The 15,054-nt window shown below is 72.9% G+C and carries 12 protein-coding genes; 7 read left to right on the forward strand and 5 right to left on the reverse strand.

From position 1 onward, the window contains the following. The first annotated feature begins 47 nt into the window (after positions 1-47). The 3 genes from FH609_RS06010 to FH609_RS06020 all read left to right on the forward strand — a co-directional run bounded on the left by FH609_RS06010 (position 48) and on the right by FH609_RS06020 (position 2,971). A complete protein-coding gene (locus tag FH609_RS06010; protein ID WP_139666121.1) occupies positions 48-779 on the forward strand; it encodes a response regulator transcription factor in 732 nt (243 codons plus the stop codon). Continuing rightward, complete coding sequence (locus FH609_RS06015) at positions 776-2,248, forward strand: sensor histidine kinase (protein ID WP_226961435.1); 1,473 nt, start codon at positions 776-778, stop codon at positions 2,246-2,248. The genes FH609_RS06010 and FH609_RS06015 overlap by 4 nt, the downstream gene beginning before the upstream one ends. 105 nt (positions 2,249-2,353) lie before the next feature. Further along, a complete protein-coding gene (locus FH609_RS06020) occupies positions 2,354-2,971 on the forward strand; it encodes a DUF4291 domain-containing protein (protein WP_139666122.1) in 618 nt (205 codons plus the stop codon). 168 nt (positions 2,972-3,139) lie between these two features. On the opposite strand, the gene FH609_RS06025 is transcribed toward FH609_RS06020, so the two are convergent. Together FH609_RS06025 and FH609_RS06030 are read right to left on the reverse strand one after the other, a co-directional pair. Then, on the reverse strand, positions 3,140-5,041 hold the full coding sequence (locus FH609_RS06025) for a glycogen debranching N-terminal domain-containing protein (protein ID WP_139666277.1): 1,902 nt from the start codon (positions 5,039-5,041) through the stop codon (positions 3,140-3,142). A gap of 99 nt (positions 5,042-5,140) precedes the next feature. Further along, positions 5,141-6,598 (reverse strand): MGH1-like glycoside hydrolase domain-containing protein, encoded by a 1,458-nt coding sequence (locus FH609_RS06030; protein WP_139666123.1) that lies wholly within the window; start codon positions 6,596-6,598, stop codon positions 5,141-5,143. Between the two features lie 128 nt (positions 6,599-6,726). Here FH609_RS06030 and FH609_RS06035 point away from each other — a divergent pair, with 128 nt between their 5' ends. Further along, complete coding sequence (locus tag FH609_RS06035; RefSeq protein ID WP_139666124.1) at positions 6,727-7,923, forward strand: ROK family protein; 1,197 nt, start codon at positions 6,727-6,729, stop codon at positions 7,921-7,923. Between the two features lie 273 nt (positions 7,924-8,196). On the opposite strand, the gene FH609_RS06040 is transcribed toward FH609_RS06035, so the two are convergent. Beyond that, positions 8,197-9,027, reverse strand: coding sequence for a transglycosylase SLT domain-containing protein (locus FH609_RS06040; RefSeq protein WP_139666125.1), 831 nt, complete (start codon positions 9,025-9,027; stop codon positions 8,197-8,199). Positions 9,028-9,374: 347 nt separating this feature from the next. On the opposite strand from FH609_RS06040, the gene FH609_RS06045 reads away from it, so the two are divergent. From FH609_RS06045 to FH609_RS06055, 3 genes are all read left to right on the forward strand, one after another. Next, entirely contained in the window at positions 9,375-10,205 is an 831-nt protein-coding gene (locus FH609_RS06045; RefSeq protein ID WP_226961436.1) for a polyphosphate polymerase domain-containing protein, read from the forward strand. Between the two features lie 65 nt (positions 10,206-10,270). Beyond that, positions 10,271-10,957: a DUF4956 domain-containing protein gene (locus FH609_RS06050; RefSeq protein WP_139666127.1), complete on the forward strand. Its 687-nt coding sequence runs from the start codon at positions 10,271-10,273 to the stop codon at positions 10,955-10,957. Beyond that, on the forward strand, positions 10,957-12,573 hold the full coding sequence (locus FH609_RS06055) for a CotH kinase family protein (RefSeq protein ID WP_193317784.1): 1,617 nt from the start codon (positions 10,957-10,959) through the stop codon (positions 12,571-12,573). Before FH609_RS06050 ends, FH609_RS06055 begins: the two co-directional genes overlap by 1 nt. Here FH609_RS06055 and FH609_RS06060 read toward each other — a convergent pair. Continuing rightward, positions 12,548-14,086 carry a sensor histidine kinase gene (locus FH609_RS06060; protein WP_139666128.1) on the reverse strand — a complete coding sequence of 513 codons (1,539 nt, stop codon included), beginning with the start codon at positions 14,084-14,086 and terminating at the stop codon, positions 12,548-12,550. The two genes, FH609_RS06055 and FH609_RS06060, sit on opposite strands and share 26 nt — an antisense overlap. After that, positions 14,083-14,826 (reverse strand): response regulator transcription factor, encoded by a 744-nt coding sequence (locus FH609_RS06065; RefSeq protein ID WP_139666129.1) that lies wholly within the window; start codon positions 14,824-14,826, stop codon positions 14,083-14,085. The genes FH609_RS06060 and FH609_RS06065 overlap by 4 nt, the downstream gene beginning before the upstream one ends. Between the last annotated feature and the right edge of the window lie 228 nt (positions 14,827-15,054).

Here is a 15,054-nt window from a genome sequence, read left to right on the forward strand (position 1 = left end):
GCCGCCGGAGCCTTCGCGAGCCGGCCTTGATAGGCGAACCTGGACGCATGAGCAATGCCGTGTTCCCGCAGCGGTTCACTCGCGCCGACGGTTCGCCCGTGCGGGCGGTCGTGGTCGATGACGAGCGGAACCTCGCCGAACTGCTGGTGATGGCGTTGGGCAACGAGGGCTGGCTCGTCGAGAGCGCGGGGAACGGGCAGGAGGCGCTGAACCTGGTGCGCGAGTTCGGCCCCGACGTCGTGGTGCTCGACGTCATGATGCCCGGCCTCGACGGGCTCGAGGTGCTGCGGCGACTGCGCGCCGCGGGTAACGACGTCCCGGTGCTGTTCCTCACCGCCAAGGACGGGGTCGACGACAGGATCGAGGCGATCACGTCCGGCGGCGACGACTACGTCACGAAGCCGTTCCACCTCCAGGAGGTCGTGGCTCGGGTCCGGGGCATGGCCCGGCGGTACGTCGGGGTGAAGAGCGACGACGGCCCGCTCGTCGTGGGCGATCTGACGCTGGACGAGCGCAGCTACGAGGTGCGGCGCGGCGGCGTGCCGATCCGGTTGACGGCAAAGGAGTTCGAGCTGCTGCGCTACCTCATGCGGAACCAGCGGCAGGTGCTGACGCGCGCGCAGATCCTCGAGAACGTGTGGAGCTACGACTTCGGCGGTCGATCAGGTGTCGTGGAGATCTACATCTCCTACCTGCGCAAGAAGATCGATTCCTCCGGCCCGCCCCTCATCCACACGGTGAGGGGTGTGGGCTACATGATCAAGCAGGCCGACTCGTGACCCCGCTCCGGCTGCTACAACGCTGGCCCCTACGCCGGAAACTCATCTTCGGCACGACCACGCTGGTGCTCGTCCCCCTCATCCTCTCCGCGGCGGTGACGGTGCTCTCGCTCCGGGCCTCGCTCTACAAGCGTCTCGACGAGGACGTCCGCACCGGCCTCCAACTCGCCATCGGACCGGAAGGAGTCGGACCGGACGCGGGGTCCCCTGAGGACGACGGGCCGGAGCGCGCCGGGCCACGCCCGCGGGTGGACAGCCTCGAAGTGGTCTTCGCGGCCGACGGCTCCACGGTCAGCTCCGCGTATGTCGGCCGGGACGGGAGCACCGTCTCGCTGACACCCGCGCAGCTTTCGGAGATCGCGGCAGCGGTGGAGGACGAGGGAACGCCCGCGACGGTTGAGCTCGGGGGAGAGATCGGGTCCTTCCGCGTCGCCGCCCAGTCAGTCGAGGACTCCCTCGTGGTCGCCGGTCTGTCGACGCGGGATGTCTCGGCGACCGTCGCCTCGCTCTCCTCGATCCTCGTGGTGGTGGTCGGCGCCGCGCTCCTCGTCGCGGTTCTGGGCCTCGCATGGTTGGTGACCGCAGCCCTGCGGCCGCTGCGACGGATCGCCGACACGGCCGAACGCGTGTCGCGGCGGCCCCTTGAGGCAGGAGCGGTGACGATGCCCGAACGCGCCGGACTCGCCGAGGACTCGCGAACCGAGGTGGGCAGGGTCGGCGCCGCACTCGACACGCTGCTCAACCACGTCGAGGCGGCACTCATGTCGAGACAGGAGAGCGAGGACCGGCTTCGCGCCTTTGTCGCCGATGCCAGCCACGAGTTGCGTACCCCTCTCGCCTCGGTCCGGGGCTACGCGCTCCTCGCCCAGTCCGACGAGACCGAGATGAGCGCGACTCAGGCGCGATCGCTCGACCGGATCGGGTCAGAGGCCGAGCGGATGGCGTCCCTCGTGGAAGACCTGCTGCTCCTGGCACGGCTCGACGCGGGACAGGCACTCCGACGCGAGCCGGTGGACGTCTCCCTGCTCGCGATCGAGACCGCCGACGACGCGCACGCGGCGTACCCGGATCACGAGTGGCTCGTCGAGGTGGACGAATCGATCGAGGTCGTCGGTGACGAACACCGGCTGCGCCAGGTGCTCATCAACCTTCTCGGCAACGCGGGGAAGCACACCCCCGCCGGCACGCGCGTGACCACGTCCGTCACGGACGGTACCGAGGCGGTGAGAATTGTCGTAGCCGACGACGGTCCAGGCATCGACCCGGGCCTCCTGCCCAAGCTTTTCGACCGCTTCACCCGTGGCGATCTCGCACGAAACCGCACCTCCGGCAGTACCGGACTCGGGCTGTCCATCGCGGCCGCGATCGTGCGGGCGCACGGCGGAAACATCGTGGTCGAGAGCGATCACAACGGCACCGAATTCACGGTCACCCTGCCGCCGGAAGGCCATGGTCCTGCTCCGGAGTGAGGCGGGCTCCGCTGCCGTCCACGACGGCCTGGCCATCCCCGGCGCCTGAAGCGGCGCGCGGAAAGCCGTTGCCGCCGTCGGCTGCCGGGGGCGAGCATCGTCGGCATGTCAACGACCGTTCCCGCGCGGGAGATTCGCGCGGTGTACACCGAGGAGACCGTCACCGTCTACCAGGCCTACGAGCCGGGCATCGGCCTGCCGGCCGCCCGCGAGGGGCGGTTCCCGCCGGGCTGGAAGCGGGACCGGATGACCTGGATCAAGCCGTCCTTCCGCTGGATGATGTACCGCTGCGGCTGGGGCACCAAGCCGGGCCAGGAGACGGTGCTGGCCGTCGAGATGAGCCGCGCCGGCCTCGGCTGGGCGCTGCGCCATGCCGCGCTCTCCCACTTCGACCCGGCCGTGCACGCGGACCGCGACGCCTGGCGCTCCGCCCTGCGCGCCGCCCCGACCCGGGTCCAGTGGGACCCCGAACGCGACCTGCGGCTGCGCCCGTTGGACCACCGCTCCCTGCAACTCGGCCTGGCGGGCGCGGCGGTGGCGCGCTACGCCGACGAGTGGATCGTCGCCATCCGCGACGTCACCCCGCTCGCCCACGAGGTCCACACCCTGGTCCGCGCCGGCGACCTCGACGCTGCGGCAGCGCTGCTGCCGCCCGAACGTCCGTACCCTGTCGCCGAGCTGGACCTGTCCCACCTGACGCCGCCGGCCGCCGCCGCCGGCTGAACCGGCGCCGTGGGCGCCGCGAGCGGCCCGGCTGCCGCCGGCGGCTGACCGCTACCGCGTGGGGCCTGCGGCGCTGCCGGAGCGCCGGCGCGTGGCCGGCGGTGTCTGGCGGCCGCTGGCCGGCCGTGGCCGATCGCCGCCGGCGCCGAGCCGGCGGCGGCTCGGCACTCACGGCCCGGCAAGGGCCTCGTGGAGGGCGAACGGGGTGGCCGCCGCCCAGGACTGGGGGGAGCAGGCGTGCGGGTAGGGCACCGGCGCGGGGTGGTCGTCGCGGCCGTGCCCGGTGATGACCTCCGGCATCCGGTAGTCGTGCGCGGCGGCCAGCGCCAGCAGCCCGTCGGCCAGCGTCCTGGCCCGCTCGTGCTGGCCGTGCCGGGCCAGCCCGAGCGCGGCGATCGCGCTGTCGTGCGGCCAGACCGCGCCCCGGTGGTAGGCCAGCGGATGGTAGGCGTCCTGCCCGGTGGCCAGCGTGCGGATGCCCCAGCCGGAGAAGAACGCGGGCGACAGCAGCCGTTCCCCGACCACCTCGGCCCGCGCCGCGTCCAGAATGCCGGTCCACAGCAGGTGCCCGGCGTCCGAGCCGAGGGTGGTCACGCGGCGGCCCTCGCCGTCCAGGGCCAGGGCGGTGAAGCCGGCCTCGGGCAGCCAGAAGTCCGCCAGAAAACGTTCCCGCAACGCGTCGGCGGCGCCGGCCAGTTGCTCGGCCCAGGCCGGGTCGGCCCAGACGGAGCCGGCCAGTTCGGCGGCGCGGACCAGCGCGGCGTAGGCGTAGCCCTGCGGCGCCGCCGCAACGATGGCGCCGCGCGCCGGGGTGCCGTCGGGGAAGCAGATCGCGTCGGGGGAGTCCTTCCAGCTCTGGTTGGCCAGCCCACCCTCGTCGGCGCGGTAGCGCAGATAGCCGTGCTCGGTCAGGCCCCCGTGGTCGAACATCCAGGAGACGGCGGCCCGCGCGTGCCGCTCCAGGCGGTGCGCCAGTTTGTCGTCGCCGGTCCGCTCGGCGTGCGCGCCCAGCAGCACCAGGAACAGCGGCGTGGCGTCCACGGAGCCGAAGTACCGGGCGTAGGGCACCTGTTGGAAGTACGCCAGTTCGCCGTGGCGGACCTCGTGCACGATCTTGCCGGGCTGGGCGATACGTTCCGGCGCCTCGTCCGTGGCCTGGGTCGCCGCCAGCGCCAGCAGGGTGTCGTGGCCCAGCTCGGGGTGGCTGTCCAGGGTCAGCAGCGAGGTGATCAGCGCGTGGCGGCCGAGCAGCGTCACGAACCACGGCACGCCGGCCGCCGGCACCCGCAGCGCCTCGCCCTCGGGCCCGGTGGCGGCCAGCCGCAGCGCGGCCAGGTCGGCGTCGCCCTGGGCGCAGGCCCGCCCCAACGCGCCCTCGCCGAACGGGACTCGACGCGGCTCCGGCGCCTCGCCGGCCGGCTCGGCCGCGCCGTGCGGGTGCGCCGTGACCCGCAGCCGCAGCGTGGTGCTGCCGTGCGGCGGCAGCTCGATCCGCCAGCACAGCCGGCGCGCGCCGCTGCCGGTCTCCTCGACGGCGTCGGGCGCCGGGTCTGCGGTGACCACCGTCCGGGAGTGCCACTCGCGCCGCCGGTAGCCGAACTCCACGCCGTCGTCGCGCTTCTGACGGGTGCGCACGGCGTGCGGCTTCTGGTACCAGCGGTGGTCGTCGCGCAGCTCGAACTGGTCGGCGAAGTCGGCGTCCACGGTCAGCGCGAGCAGCACGGTGACCGGCCGCGAGCCGTTGCCGTTGATCCGGATGTGGTCGGTCAACTCCGCTTCCCGCACGGTCTGTTCGCGGAAGAGGGTCAGCGCGGGCGTGTCCGTGCGGGCGGCCGGCTGGGTGAGCACGGCGGTGGCGCGGGCTGGGACGGCGCCGGTGGGCCCGGTCGGCGTCGGCACCAGCACGGTCGGGGCGGCGCCGTCCACGGTGAGCTGCCAGCGGCTGAGGTGCCTGGCGTCACGCGCGAACAGCCCGTCGGGGCTCGCGCCCCGCTCGCCGGTGATGTCACCGCCCTCGCCGACGGCGGCGAACGTGCCGTCCTGGACGAGCAGACAGTGGTGCGTCGGGATCACCGCGACTCCTTTGGTCCTTATGAACTTGGCGAAGAGTAGGGGCGCGTGCGCGGGGCGTGCGTGAGGGGCGCGCGCGGGCGGCCGGGCGGCCGGCGGTCAGTCAGCGGAAACGGGAACGGGAACGGACGCGGGAACGAGCCGCTCCTCGGCGTGGTGCGGTGCGGGCAGCAGGCCGCCGGCCGGCAGTGGCGGCTCGGCCAGCAGGTCGATGGTGACGGCGGCCGTCCAGCTGAAGTCGCGGGTGCCGCGCGCCTCGCCCGTGACCGGGTCGACATACTCGGCGTACCGCGAACTGGCCGCCAGCCGCGTCAGGTTGGCGCGCAGCTCGTTGGCCAGCGCCAGCTCGCCGTGGCGCCGCAGGCCGCGTTCGACCAGCCAGTTGACGTTGAACCAGGCCGGTCCGCGCCAGTAGCGGGCCGGGTCGAAGGCGTGGCCGGTCAGGTCGTAGCTGGGCACCATCCGGGTGCTGACGCCGAGGCCGAAGCGTGGGCCGGTGGCCGTCGCGACCAGGGCGCGCACCGTCTCCTCCGGCAGCCCGGGCAGCACCAGCGGGATCAGCCCCGCCGCGCTGTGCTCGGCGATGGGCTCGTCGGCGATCACGTCGTGCGCGAGGAACTGCCCGGACTCCGCGTGCCACAGCCGTTTGACCAGCGCGGTCGTCAACTCCTCGGCGCGCACCAGGTGATCGCTCGGGTCGCGCCCCAGCGCGCCGGCGATCTCCGCGAGGGCGTGCTCGGAGAGGATCAGCAGCGCGTTGACCGCCGGGTCCTCGACGGCGAACGGGTGGCCGCAGTCCCGGTCCAGGTACCCGTGGTCGCGGTAGTTCTCCGCGAGCCGCACATAGCGGCCGTAGTCCAGGTCGGTCGGGCGGTCGGCGGGCCGGCTGTGGTGCAGGTCGGCGCGGTGGAACGTGTCGCTGCCGACGGGATCGATCCGGGCCAACGGCGGGTCCCAGCACGGGCTGTTGTCCATCCCCGACTCCCAGGGGTGGACGATCGACGCCAGCCCGTGGCCGCCCAGGTCGCGGGCGCCGGTGAGATAGCGCTGCCAGGCGACCAGGCGCGGGTAGACCCGCCGCAGGAAGCCCCGCTGGTGCGAGGCGACCGGGTCGGCCCGGTGCGTCAGCCAGGCGGCCACCGCGTGCACCGGCGGCTGGACGAGCCCGGAGGTCTCCGTCCCGGCCGGCGCTCCGCAGCCGGCGCCCTCCGAGGAGGAGCGCCAGAAGTCGGGGCTCGGGAAGTACGCGGCCAGCGGCACCGAGGGGTTGAAGACGATGTGCGGCACCCGCCCGTCCTGCCACTGCGCGGCCAGCAGCGTCTCCAGCTCGCGCTGCGCACGCAGCGGCCAGAGGTGCCGGAGCCCGATCGCGACGAAGGCGGAGTCCCAACTCCACTGGTGCGGATAGAGCGAACGCGACGGAACGGTGGAGGCGCCCACCCAGTTCCCCGTGAGTACGCGGCGCGCTCCGTTGTATGCGGTTGTGTGCGGGCTGGTGGACTGGTCAGCGCGATCCACGTGATCTCCGATGGACGGTGGCGCCGGCGTCGGGGGCATGACGGCACGCGGTGTTTTGTCGAAGGTACCGTAGAGTTACGTCTACTTAACACGCAAAAGTACCGCTGTAATATCTACTTCACAAGCTCCGGGGGGTGAGATATCCGCCCCAGGGGAAGGCAGCGGGCATGAACCAGTCGAGCGCGGGTCACCTTCTGCGGCTGATCCGTACCGGTCGCGCGACCACGCGGGGGGAGCTGCAACGCGTCACCGGCCTCTCCCGATCCACCGTCGGCGGCCGCCTCGAACAGCTCTTCCGCGCCGGCTGGGTCAAGGAGAGCGCGGGCGACCCCGTGGAGGCGCCCACCGGTGGACGGCCCGCCGTGCGGCTGCACTTCGACACCACCCACGCCGTCGTCCTCTGCGCCGACCTGGAGACCCGCCACGCCCGCGCCGCCGTCCTCGACCTCGGCGGAACGGTGCTCGCCGAGCACTCCGGCGCGCTGCTGATCAGCCAGGGCCCGGAGGAGGTGCTCCAACGGCTCGGCCAGTGGTTCGCGTTGCTCGTCGAGAAGGCGGGCGTCTCCGTAGACGCGGTGTGTGGCATAGGTCTCGCCGTCCCGGGGCCGGTGGACGCGGGCCTGGGGCAGGTCGTCCAGCCGCCGATGATGCCCGGCTGGGACCGGCACCCGATCGCGGAAACGATGCGCGCGGCGTTCGCGGCCCAGGTGGGCGAGGCCGGCGCGGCGATACCCGTGCTGGTCGAGAACGACGCCAACCTCATGGCCTACGCCGAGCAGCGCCACGGCTTCCCGGACTGCTCGGCGTTCCTGCTGGTCAAGGTCTCCACCGGCATCGGCGCCGGCGTGGTGGTGGACGGCGAGATGTACCGGGGGTTCGACGGTGCGGCCGGTGACATCGGCCACATACGGCTCAGCGACCATCCCCGGGCGCTCTGCCGCTGCGGCTCCTACGGCTGCCTGGCCGCCGTGGCCAGCGGCCGGGCCATCGCCGAGCAGCTGACGGCGGCCGGCATCCCGACGACCTCGGGCTCCGGCGTCCGCGACCAGCTCACCATCGGCCAGCCGGACGCGGTGCGCCTGGCGCGCGAGGCGGGCCGCCTGGTCGGCGGCGTGCTGGCGACGGTGGTCACCCTGCTCAACCCGGGCGTGCTGATGGTCGCCGGGGACCTGGCGGGCCCCTCGTTCCTCACCGGGGTGCGGGAACTCCTCTACCAGCGGGCGATGCCCAGGACGACGGCCTATCTCCAGGTGGTCACCTCCCGGCTCGGCGAGCGCGCCGGCCTGACGGGCGCGGCGGCCATGGTCGTCGAGTCCCTCTATGCGCCGGACCGCGCGGACCAGCGGCTCAACGAACTCGACTGAGCGCGGGGTTGGTTGGGGATCTTGTCCCTGTTTGCTGGCGATTGCGCGGCCTGTGCGCGTGATGCCCGCCACGTCTGATGACTCAGACGCTCAGATGAGCGGAAAACGGGGTAACCTCCCGCTGTCAGGGCAGACACCCACCCGCGCCGCGTCTCCCGCGCGGCACGGGAACGTCGTGGCCCGCCGCCACATCTCAACCCTCACCGGCGGCGGGCTGGGACGGACGACGGGCCACGTTCCCCCGTGCTTCTTCTGCTGTCTGGTCTCGGTCGGTCAGTAGGCGCTGTCGACGTTTTCCATGGAGCCGTAGCGGTCGGCGGCGTAGTTGCAGGCGGCGGTGATGTTGGCGACGGGGTCGTAGATGTTCTTACTGGTGCCGTCGACGTGGTACTGCTCGAAGGTGGGGTCGATGACCTGGAGGAGTCCCTTGGAGGGGATGTCCTGTTCGGCGTTGGTGTCCCAGAGGTTGATGGTCAGGGGGTCGCCGGCGGACTCGCGCATCAGGTTGCGGTGGATGGAGTCGTAGGTGCCGGGGATGCCCTCCTTCTCCATGATCTTGAGGGCTTCCTTGATCCAGCCGTCGATCTGTTCGCTGGAGGCGGGTTCGGGCTTGGGCTGCTCGTTCTGCGGGATGACGACCAGCGAGCCGTCCTGGTGGTACTTCTCGCCCCGGCCGGTGTCGGCGTCGAAGCCGTCCGCGTGGCCGTCGATGACGCCCTCGGCGGGCTTGCCGTCCTCCGCGGCCTGGTTCTCGTCCTCGGGCTGGGTCTTCTCGGCGGGCTTGCCGCCCTCCTCGGCGTCGCCATCCCGCTCAGCGTCGGCGTCGGCGCCGTTGTCGGCGTTGTCGTCGGCGTTCTCGTCGTTGGTGTCGTTGTCAGCCGTGGTGGGCTTGCCGAGGAGGCCGTCGGGGCCGTGGGGGGTGTAGGCGGCGGGGGCGGTGGTCTGGTCGGCGGTGGCGGTGGTGATGCCGGCCTGGGTGGTGTCGTCGGCGGTGGCGGTGGTGGCGAAGGGGAGCGTCAGGGCCGTGGCGCCGACGGTCACGATGCCGGCCATCACGACCGGACGGGTCATGGTCCGGAAGGTGCCGTGGGTGCTGGCGGTCATGAAGGCGTCCTCTTTCGTGAAAGGGGGCGGGGGTGCGGGTCGCTGGTGGGCGGCCGACACCCAACATGCACCGCCGACCACCCCCATGGCAAAGCCCTGACCTGCGAAAACACCCCCACACCCCGGGACCTTCGACCCACCCCACACCCCGCCACGACACCACCCCCACACCCCCCGCCCGTCCACGACCCGGCCTCGTAGAGGACCAACGACCTGTGCCGGCCCTCACACCCGAAGGACCCCCAACCCACCCCACAGCCACCCAACCACCACGCGGCGTCGCGTTCTCAGCTATCTCTCAGCTGACTCTCCGGGTTCTCCCACCTCCATGGCGTTCCCTTCTCCCCATGGCAACGATGGATTCACCCCGCGCTCTGCACGCGTTCAACCGGTACGAGCTGAAGTACCTGGTGCCGGCCGCCGGGGTCGAGGAGATCCGCCGCGAGGTCGCCGCCCGGATGCGGCCCGATGGCAACGGCGGCCCCGGTGTCAACGGCGGGCCCGGCGGCTACGGCGTGTGGAGCCTCTACTACGACACGACCGGCCTCCGCTTCTACTGGGAGAAGATCGAGGGCCTGCGGTTCCGGCGCAAGCTGCGCATCCGCCGCTACGGCGAGCTGGGCCCCGCCCCCGACGACGCCCAGGTCTCGGTGGAGATCAAACAGCGGGTGAACCGCGTCACCCAGAAGCGGCGGGTGCTGCTGCCCTACCGCCTGGCCAGGGACCTCTGCGACGGGCGGCGGCGGATCGCCCACCCCGAGGCCGACCAGCCGTTCGTCGACGAGGTGCTGGAGCTGGTCCAGCGCCTCGACCTGCGGCCGACCGCCATCACCGGCTACCGCCGCGAGCCCTTCGTGGGCGTCGACTCGGACCTGGGGCTGCGGGTCACCTTCGACCATCGGGTGCGGGGCCGCGACCGGGACCTCGACCTGCGGGCCGAGGCCGAGAACCGCGCCATCATCAGCCCGCACCTGGTGGTGATGGAGGTCAAGGCCAACGAGCGGGTGCCCTACTGGATCACCGACCTCGCCGCCCGCCACGGGCTCCAGGTGCGGCGGATCTCCAAGTACTGCCAGAGCGTCGAGGCGTTCGGCCGGGCCCCGCGCTCCGTCTTCCACGTGCCGGAGACCGACGACGCGGCCCCCGGGTCCCCGGCCGTCGAACGACAGCCCGCCTGAGCCCCGGCAACCCTCCCACCCCCGGGCAACCCTCCCACCCCTTCTTCTCGCTGACAGGAACACCCATGGAACTCGACTTCGGGATCACCGACCTGTCCGGCACGTTCAGCGTCCTGGACGTGACGGTCGCCCTCTCCCTCGCCCTGGTGACCAGCCTGGTCGTCGCCTGGACCTACCGGGCCACCCACCGCAACATCTCCTACAGCCAGTCCTACGTCCACACGCTGATCATCCTCGGGATGCTGATCGCGTTGATCATGCTGGTGGTCGGCTCCAACATCGCGCGTGCCTTCGCGCTGGTCGGCGCCCTCTCCGTGGTGCGCTTCCGCAACGCGATCAAGGAGACCAGGGACGTCGGCTTCATCTTCCTGGTGATGGCGCTCGGCATGGCCTGCGGCACCCGCTTCTACGCGCTGGCCGGGATCGCCACCGTGCTGATCTGCCTGGTGATCCTGCTGCTGCACCGGTTCAACTGGTTCGCGCTCCAGGTGCAGCGGCAGCTGGTCAAGGTGCAGGTGCCGGCGGACGGTTACGACCACGGCCCGGCCGTCGAGGACGTGCTGCTGCGCCACACCGACGAGCACGAGCTGATCAGCACCGAGTCGGTGCGCGGCGGGGCGCTGCTGGAGCTGGCCTACACGGCGCGGCTGAAGAGCGGCGTCACGCCGGGCCAACTGGTCGGCGCCCTGCGGGAGTCGACCGCAGGACAGAAGGCGGCGGTGCTGACCGGCTACGACCAGACGGACCTGTGATGGGCCGGCGGCGTTCCCCCTCCGGCGCGGCCCCGGGCCGCCGCCGGCTCCGGCACCGGCTGCCGATGCGGCTGCGGCGGCACTGGCGGGTGCTCGCCGCCCTGGGCGCGGCGGTGCTGGTGCTGACGCTGGCGCTGGGCGGGCTGCGGATTCGGCCCTATGTCAGCTCGGAGCTGGTCGCGGCGGAGACGGTCACCCAGAACATCGAGGGCGAGGGCGACCTCTTCGACGGCGGGGAACACAGCATCGAGGTCACCTTCAACGAGGACGAGTATGCCGACATGCTGCGCGTCTTTCGGGAGGAGGGCGAGAAGCAGTACATCAGGGCCGATGTGGTGATCGACGGCACCGTGGTGAACGACGTGGCGCTCCGGCTCAAGGGCAACTCCACGCTGATGGGCCTCCGTTCGGACCAGGCGGCCGGCGGTGGAGCCGACGGCGGCGCCGGTGAGGACGCCGCTCCCGAGGGCCGGGGCGGCGGGATCGGCGGCGTGGCGCTCTCCGACGAGGAGCCGGAAAAGCTGCCCTGGCTGATCAGCTTCGATGAGTTCCAGAGCGGTCGCGCCTACCAGGGCCACACCGAGATCGCGTTGCGCCCGGGAACGACCACCTCTGCGACGGCGCTCAACGAGGCGCTGGCCCTGGCGCTGACGGCGGAGGACGGGCAGGTCACCCAGGACTTCGCGTTCGCCTCGGTCGCCGTCAACGGCGGCGAGGCCGCGCCCCGGCTGCTGCTGGAGTCCCCGGACGAGCCCTGGGCGGCGGAGTTGGGCGACGGCGTGCTCTACAAGGCGCGCGCCGGCGGCTCGTTCGACTACCTCGGGGACGACCCGACCGCCTACGAGGAGTCGTTCCGCCAGGTCAACGCGGCCGGCGGCCAGGACCTGACGCCGGTGACCCGGCTGCTGCGGTTCGTCGATGAGGCGGACGACGAGGAGTTCGCGGCACGGCTCGACGCGTACCTCGACGTGGAGTCCTTCGCCCGCTATCTCGCGACCCAGGCGTTGCTCTCCAACGGTGACGGGATGGACGGTCCCGGCAACAACTACTACCTGTGGTACGACACGGAGGCGGAGCGGTTCACCGTGCTCTCCTGGGACCTCAACCTCGCCTTCGGCGGCATGGGGGGCGCCGGCTTGGGCGGCGGCGCGGGTGGTGGCCCGGGTGGCGGCGCGGGCGGCGAGCGGCCCGAAGACGGCGAGCTGCCGGAGGGCGGGCAGGCGCCCGAGGACGGCGAACGGCCCGAACTCCCGGACGGCGGCGCCCCGTTCCCCGAAGGGCAGCTCCCCGAGGGGCAGGCTCCCGAAGTCGAGGTTCCCGAAGGGGAGGTCCCGGACGGCGGGCGTTCGTCCCTCGGCAGCGGCGCGTTGAAGGAGCGGTTCCTGGCCGACGACGCGTTCCTGGAGCTGTACGAGCGGGCCTACGCCGAGCTGTACCAGGAGCTGATCGCCGACGGCACCGCGACGGACCTCCTGGACTCGGTCGTGGCACGGGCCGAGGACGCCGGCGACTCGGACGCGGCCGAGGCGGGGGAGCAACTCGCCGAACGCCTCGACGCCGTGACGGCCGAGGCGCCGGAGGACACCGGCCTCAGCCCAGGGGCAGCACCACGGTGAACACCGCGCCGCGCCCCGGCGTCGAGTCGACCGACAGCGTCCCCTCGTGCGCCTCGACGAACCGGGCGCTGATGGCCAGCCCGAGCCCCGCCCCGCCGCCGCCCGTTCCCGCCCCGCCGCCGCCCGTTCCTGGGGCGGCGGCGCCCGTTCCTGGGGCGGCCCGGGCGGGGCCGGCCCGGTAGAACCGGTCGAAGAGCCGGGGCAGTTCCTCGCGCGGGATGCCCCTGCCCTCGTCCCGCACTGTGATCACGGCGACCTCGGAGACCCCGGCCGGCAGCGTTCCGACCGCGCCGGGGCCCCGGGGCGGCGGGCGGTCGGCGCGGGTGACCGCCACCCGCACGGGGGTGCCGGGCGGGGTGTGGAGGAGCGCGTTGCCGACCAGGTTGTCCAGCACCTGGCGCAGCCGCTCCGCGTCGGCGACGGCGAACACCGGCTCGGCGACGTGGAGTTCGATCGGGCGGTCGGGGGAGCGGACCCGGGCGGCCGCCACCACCCGTTCGGCGATCTCCCCCAACTCCACGTCGGACGGCGCCAGATGTGGCGTCTCGTCGAAGCGGGACAGGATCAGCAGGCTGTCCACCATGGCGCCCATCCGCTGCGCCTCCTCCTCGATCAGCGACATCCAGCGCTCGGTCCGCGCGTCCGCCGCGACCACGCCCCGCTCCCGGCCCTGCCGGTGGAGCGCGGCGAACCCGGCGATCGACGACAGGGGCGTGCGCAGCTCGTGCGAGGCGTCGGCGACGAAGCGGCGGGTGGTCTCGGCGGAGCGGTCCCGCTCGTGGAGCGCCCGGGCGAGTTCGCCGAGCATCGTGTTGAGCGCGGCGCCCAGCCGGCCGGTCTCCGTCGCCGGGTCCTGGGCCGGCACCCGGCGTTCCCAGTCGCCGCCGGCGATGGCCTGGGCCGTCCGTTCGATCTCCCGCAGCGGGCGCAGCTGGAGCCGCACCGTGGCGACCGCGCCGGCGCCGATGGCCAGCAGCAGCGTCAGCCCGACCACCGTCTCGATGATCACCAGCCGGTCCAGGGTGTTCTCCACGTCGCTCAGCGACTGGGCCACCACGCGCAACCCGCCGTCGCCGCTCTCCGAGGTCAACACCCGCCAGGAGCCGTCCCCTTCGGTGCTCGGCGCGGTGAACGGGCGGCCCACCAACGACCGCAGCTCGGCGGGGTCGCGGTCGGCGAGGTCGGGCAGCGCGTCGTCCGAGGTGGTCCTGCCGACCACGCGGCGCACCTCGCCGTCCGCGTCGAGTTCGAAGGTCCGCAGGTCGGTGGGGAACGGCGGGGGCGACTCCTCGCCCGGCGGCGGGGGCATGTCCTCGCCCTCGGTGCGCCAGAGGCGGACCAGCCGGTCGTCCACCTCCTCGATCAGCGAACGGCGCAGCAGCACGGTGCCGGCCGTGCCGAAGGCCAGCAGGCACAGGGAGGTCAGGCAGAGCAGGGTGGCGGTCAGCCGGGCGCCGAGGCTGCGCGGCCAGGGGCGGAACCGGCGCGGCCTCGCACCGGGAGGGGTGCTCACCGTCGTTCCTCCTCGGCCAGCCGCAGGCTGTAGCCGACGCCCCGCACGGTCTGGATCAGCGTCGGGCCCGCCGCGTCGACCTTGCGGCGCAGATAGCTCACATAGGTCTCCACGATCCGGGTGTCGTCGGCCTGGCCGCTCCACACCCGGTCCAGGATCTGCGCCTTGCTCACCACCCGGCCGGCGTTGAGCAGCAGATAGCGCAGCAGGGCGAACTCCGTGGGCGACAGCCGCACCGGCCGGCCGGCGCGCCGCACCTGGTGCGCGTCCTCGTCCAGCTCCAGGTCGGCGTAGCGCAGCGGCTCGCTCCGCGCCGTCCCGTCGCCGGCCTGGCCGGCCCGGCCCGAGCGGCTTGAGCGGCGCAGGATGGCGCGCAGCCGGAAGACGACCTCCTCCAGGCTGAACGGCTTGGTCACATAGTCGTCGGCGCCGGCCCTGAACCCGGCCAGCCGGTCCTGCACGGTGTCGCGCGCGGTGAGGAACAGCACGGGCAGCTCCGGCACGACGCCGCGCAGGTCGCCCACCAGCTCAAGGCCGCTGCGGCCGGGCAGCGTCACATCCACCACCGCGATGTCCGGCGTGAACGCGTCGGCGGCCACCAGCGCCGCCGACGCCTCGGGCGCGCCCCGGGTGGCGAAGCCGCTCAACTCCAGCGAGGCGGTGAGGAGTTCGAGGATGTTGGGCTCGTCCTCGACGATCAGAACCCGGGCCGGCTCGCCGGTCGTCGCGTGTTGCCGCATGGACCGATCCTGGCGCACCGCGCGCGGCGACGCACGCACCGCAGGGACCGGGGGCGGTTCATCCGCCGGGGCGCGGGCTCGGGCACACGCCGCACGCACACGTGGGCGCTGCCGGCCCGGTGTGTCACCGGGCACCGGGCCGGCAGCGGGTCTCTGCGGGAATTCCCGTCACGGGGAATCCGGTTGTGGTTCGTAACGTCGAAGCGGTCGAGTAATTCCCTTCCCGGG

This window comes from Streptomyces sp. 3MP-14 (genome assembly GCF_006334905.2).
In the GTDB taxonomy this organism is placed as follows: domain Bacteria; phylum Actinomycetota; class Actinomycetes; order Streptomycetales; family Streptomycetaceae; genus Streptomyces; species Streptomyces triticirhizae.

Coding starts and splice junctions, on each gene's coding strand:
- FH609_RS06010 (WP_139666121.1), top strand. CDS start 48: ATGAGCAATGCCGTGTTCCCGCAGCGGTTCACTCGCGCCGACGGTTCG.
- FH609_RS06020 (WP_139666122.1), top strand. CDS start 2,354: ATGTCAACGACCGTTCCCGCGCGGGAGATTCGCGCGGTGTACACCGAG.
- FH609_RS06030 (WP_139666123.1), bottom strand. CDS start 6,598: ATGCCCCCGACGCCGGCGCCACCGTCCATCGGAGATCACGTGGATCGC.
- FH609_RS06035 (WP_139666124.1), top strand. CDS start 6,727: ATGAACCAGTCGAGCGCGGGTCACCTTCTGCGGCTGATCCGTACCGGT.
- FH609_RS06040 (WP_139666125.1), bottom strand. CDS start 9,027: ATGACCGCCAGCACCCACGGCACCTTCCGGACCATGACCCGTCCGGTC.
- FH609_RS06045 (WP_226961436.1), top strand. CDS start 9,375: ATGGCAACGATGGATTCACCCCGCGCTCTGCACGCGTTCAACCGGTAC.
- FH609_RS06050 (WP_139666127.1), top strand. CDS start 10,271: ATGGAACTCGACTTCGGGATCACCGACCTGTCCGGCACGTTCAGCGTC.
- FH609_RS06055 (WP_193317784.1), top strand. CDS start 10,957: ATGGGCCGGCGGCGTTCCCCCTCCGGCGCGGCCCCGGGCCGCCGCCGG.
- FH609_RS06065 (WP_139666129.1), bottom strand. CDS start 14,826: ATGCGGCAACACGCGACGACCGGCGAGCCGGCCCGGGTTCTGATCGTC.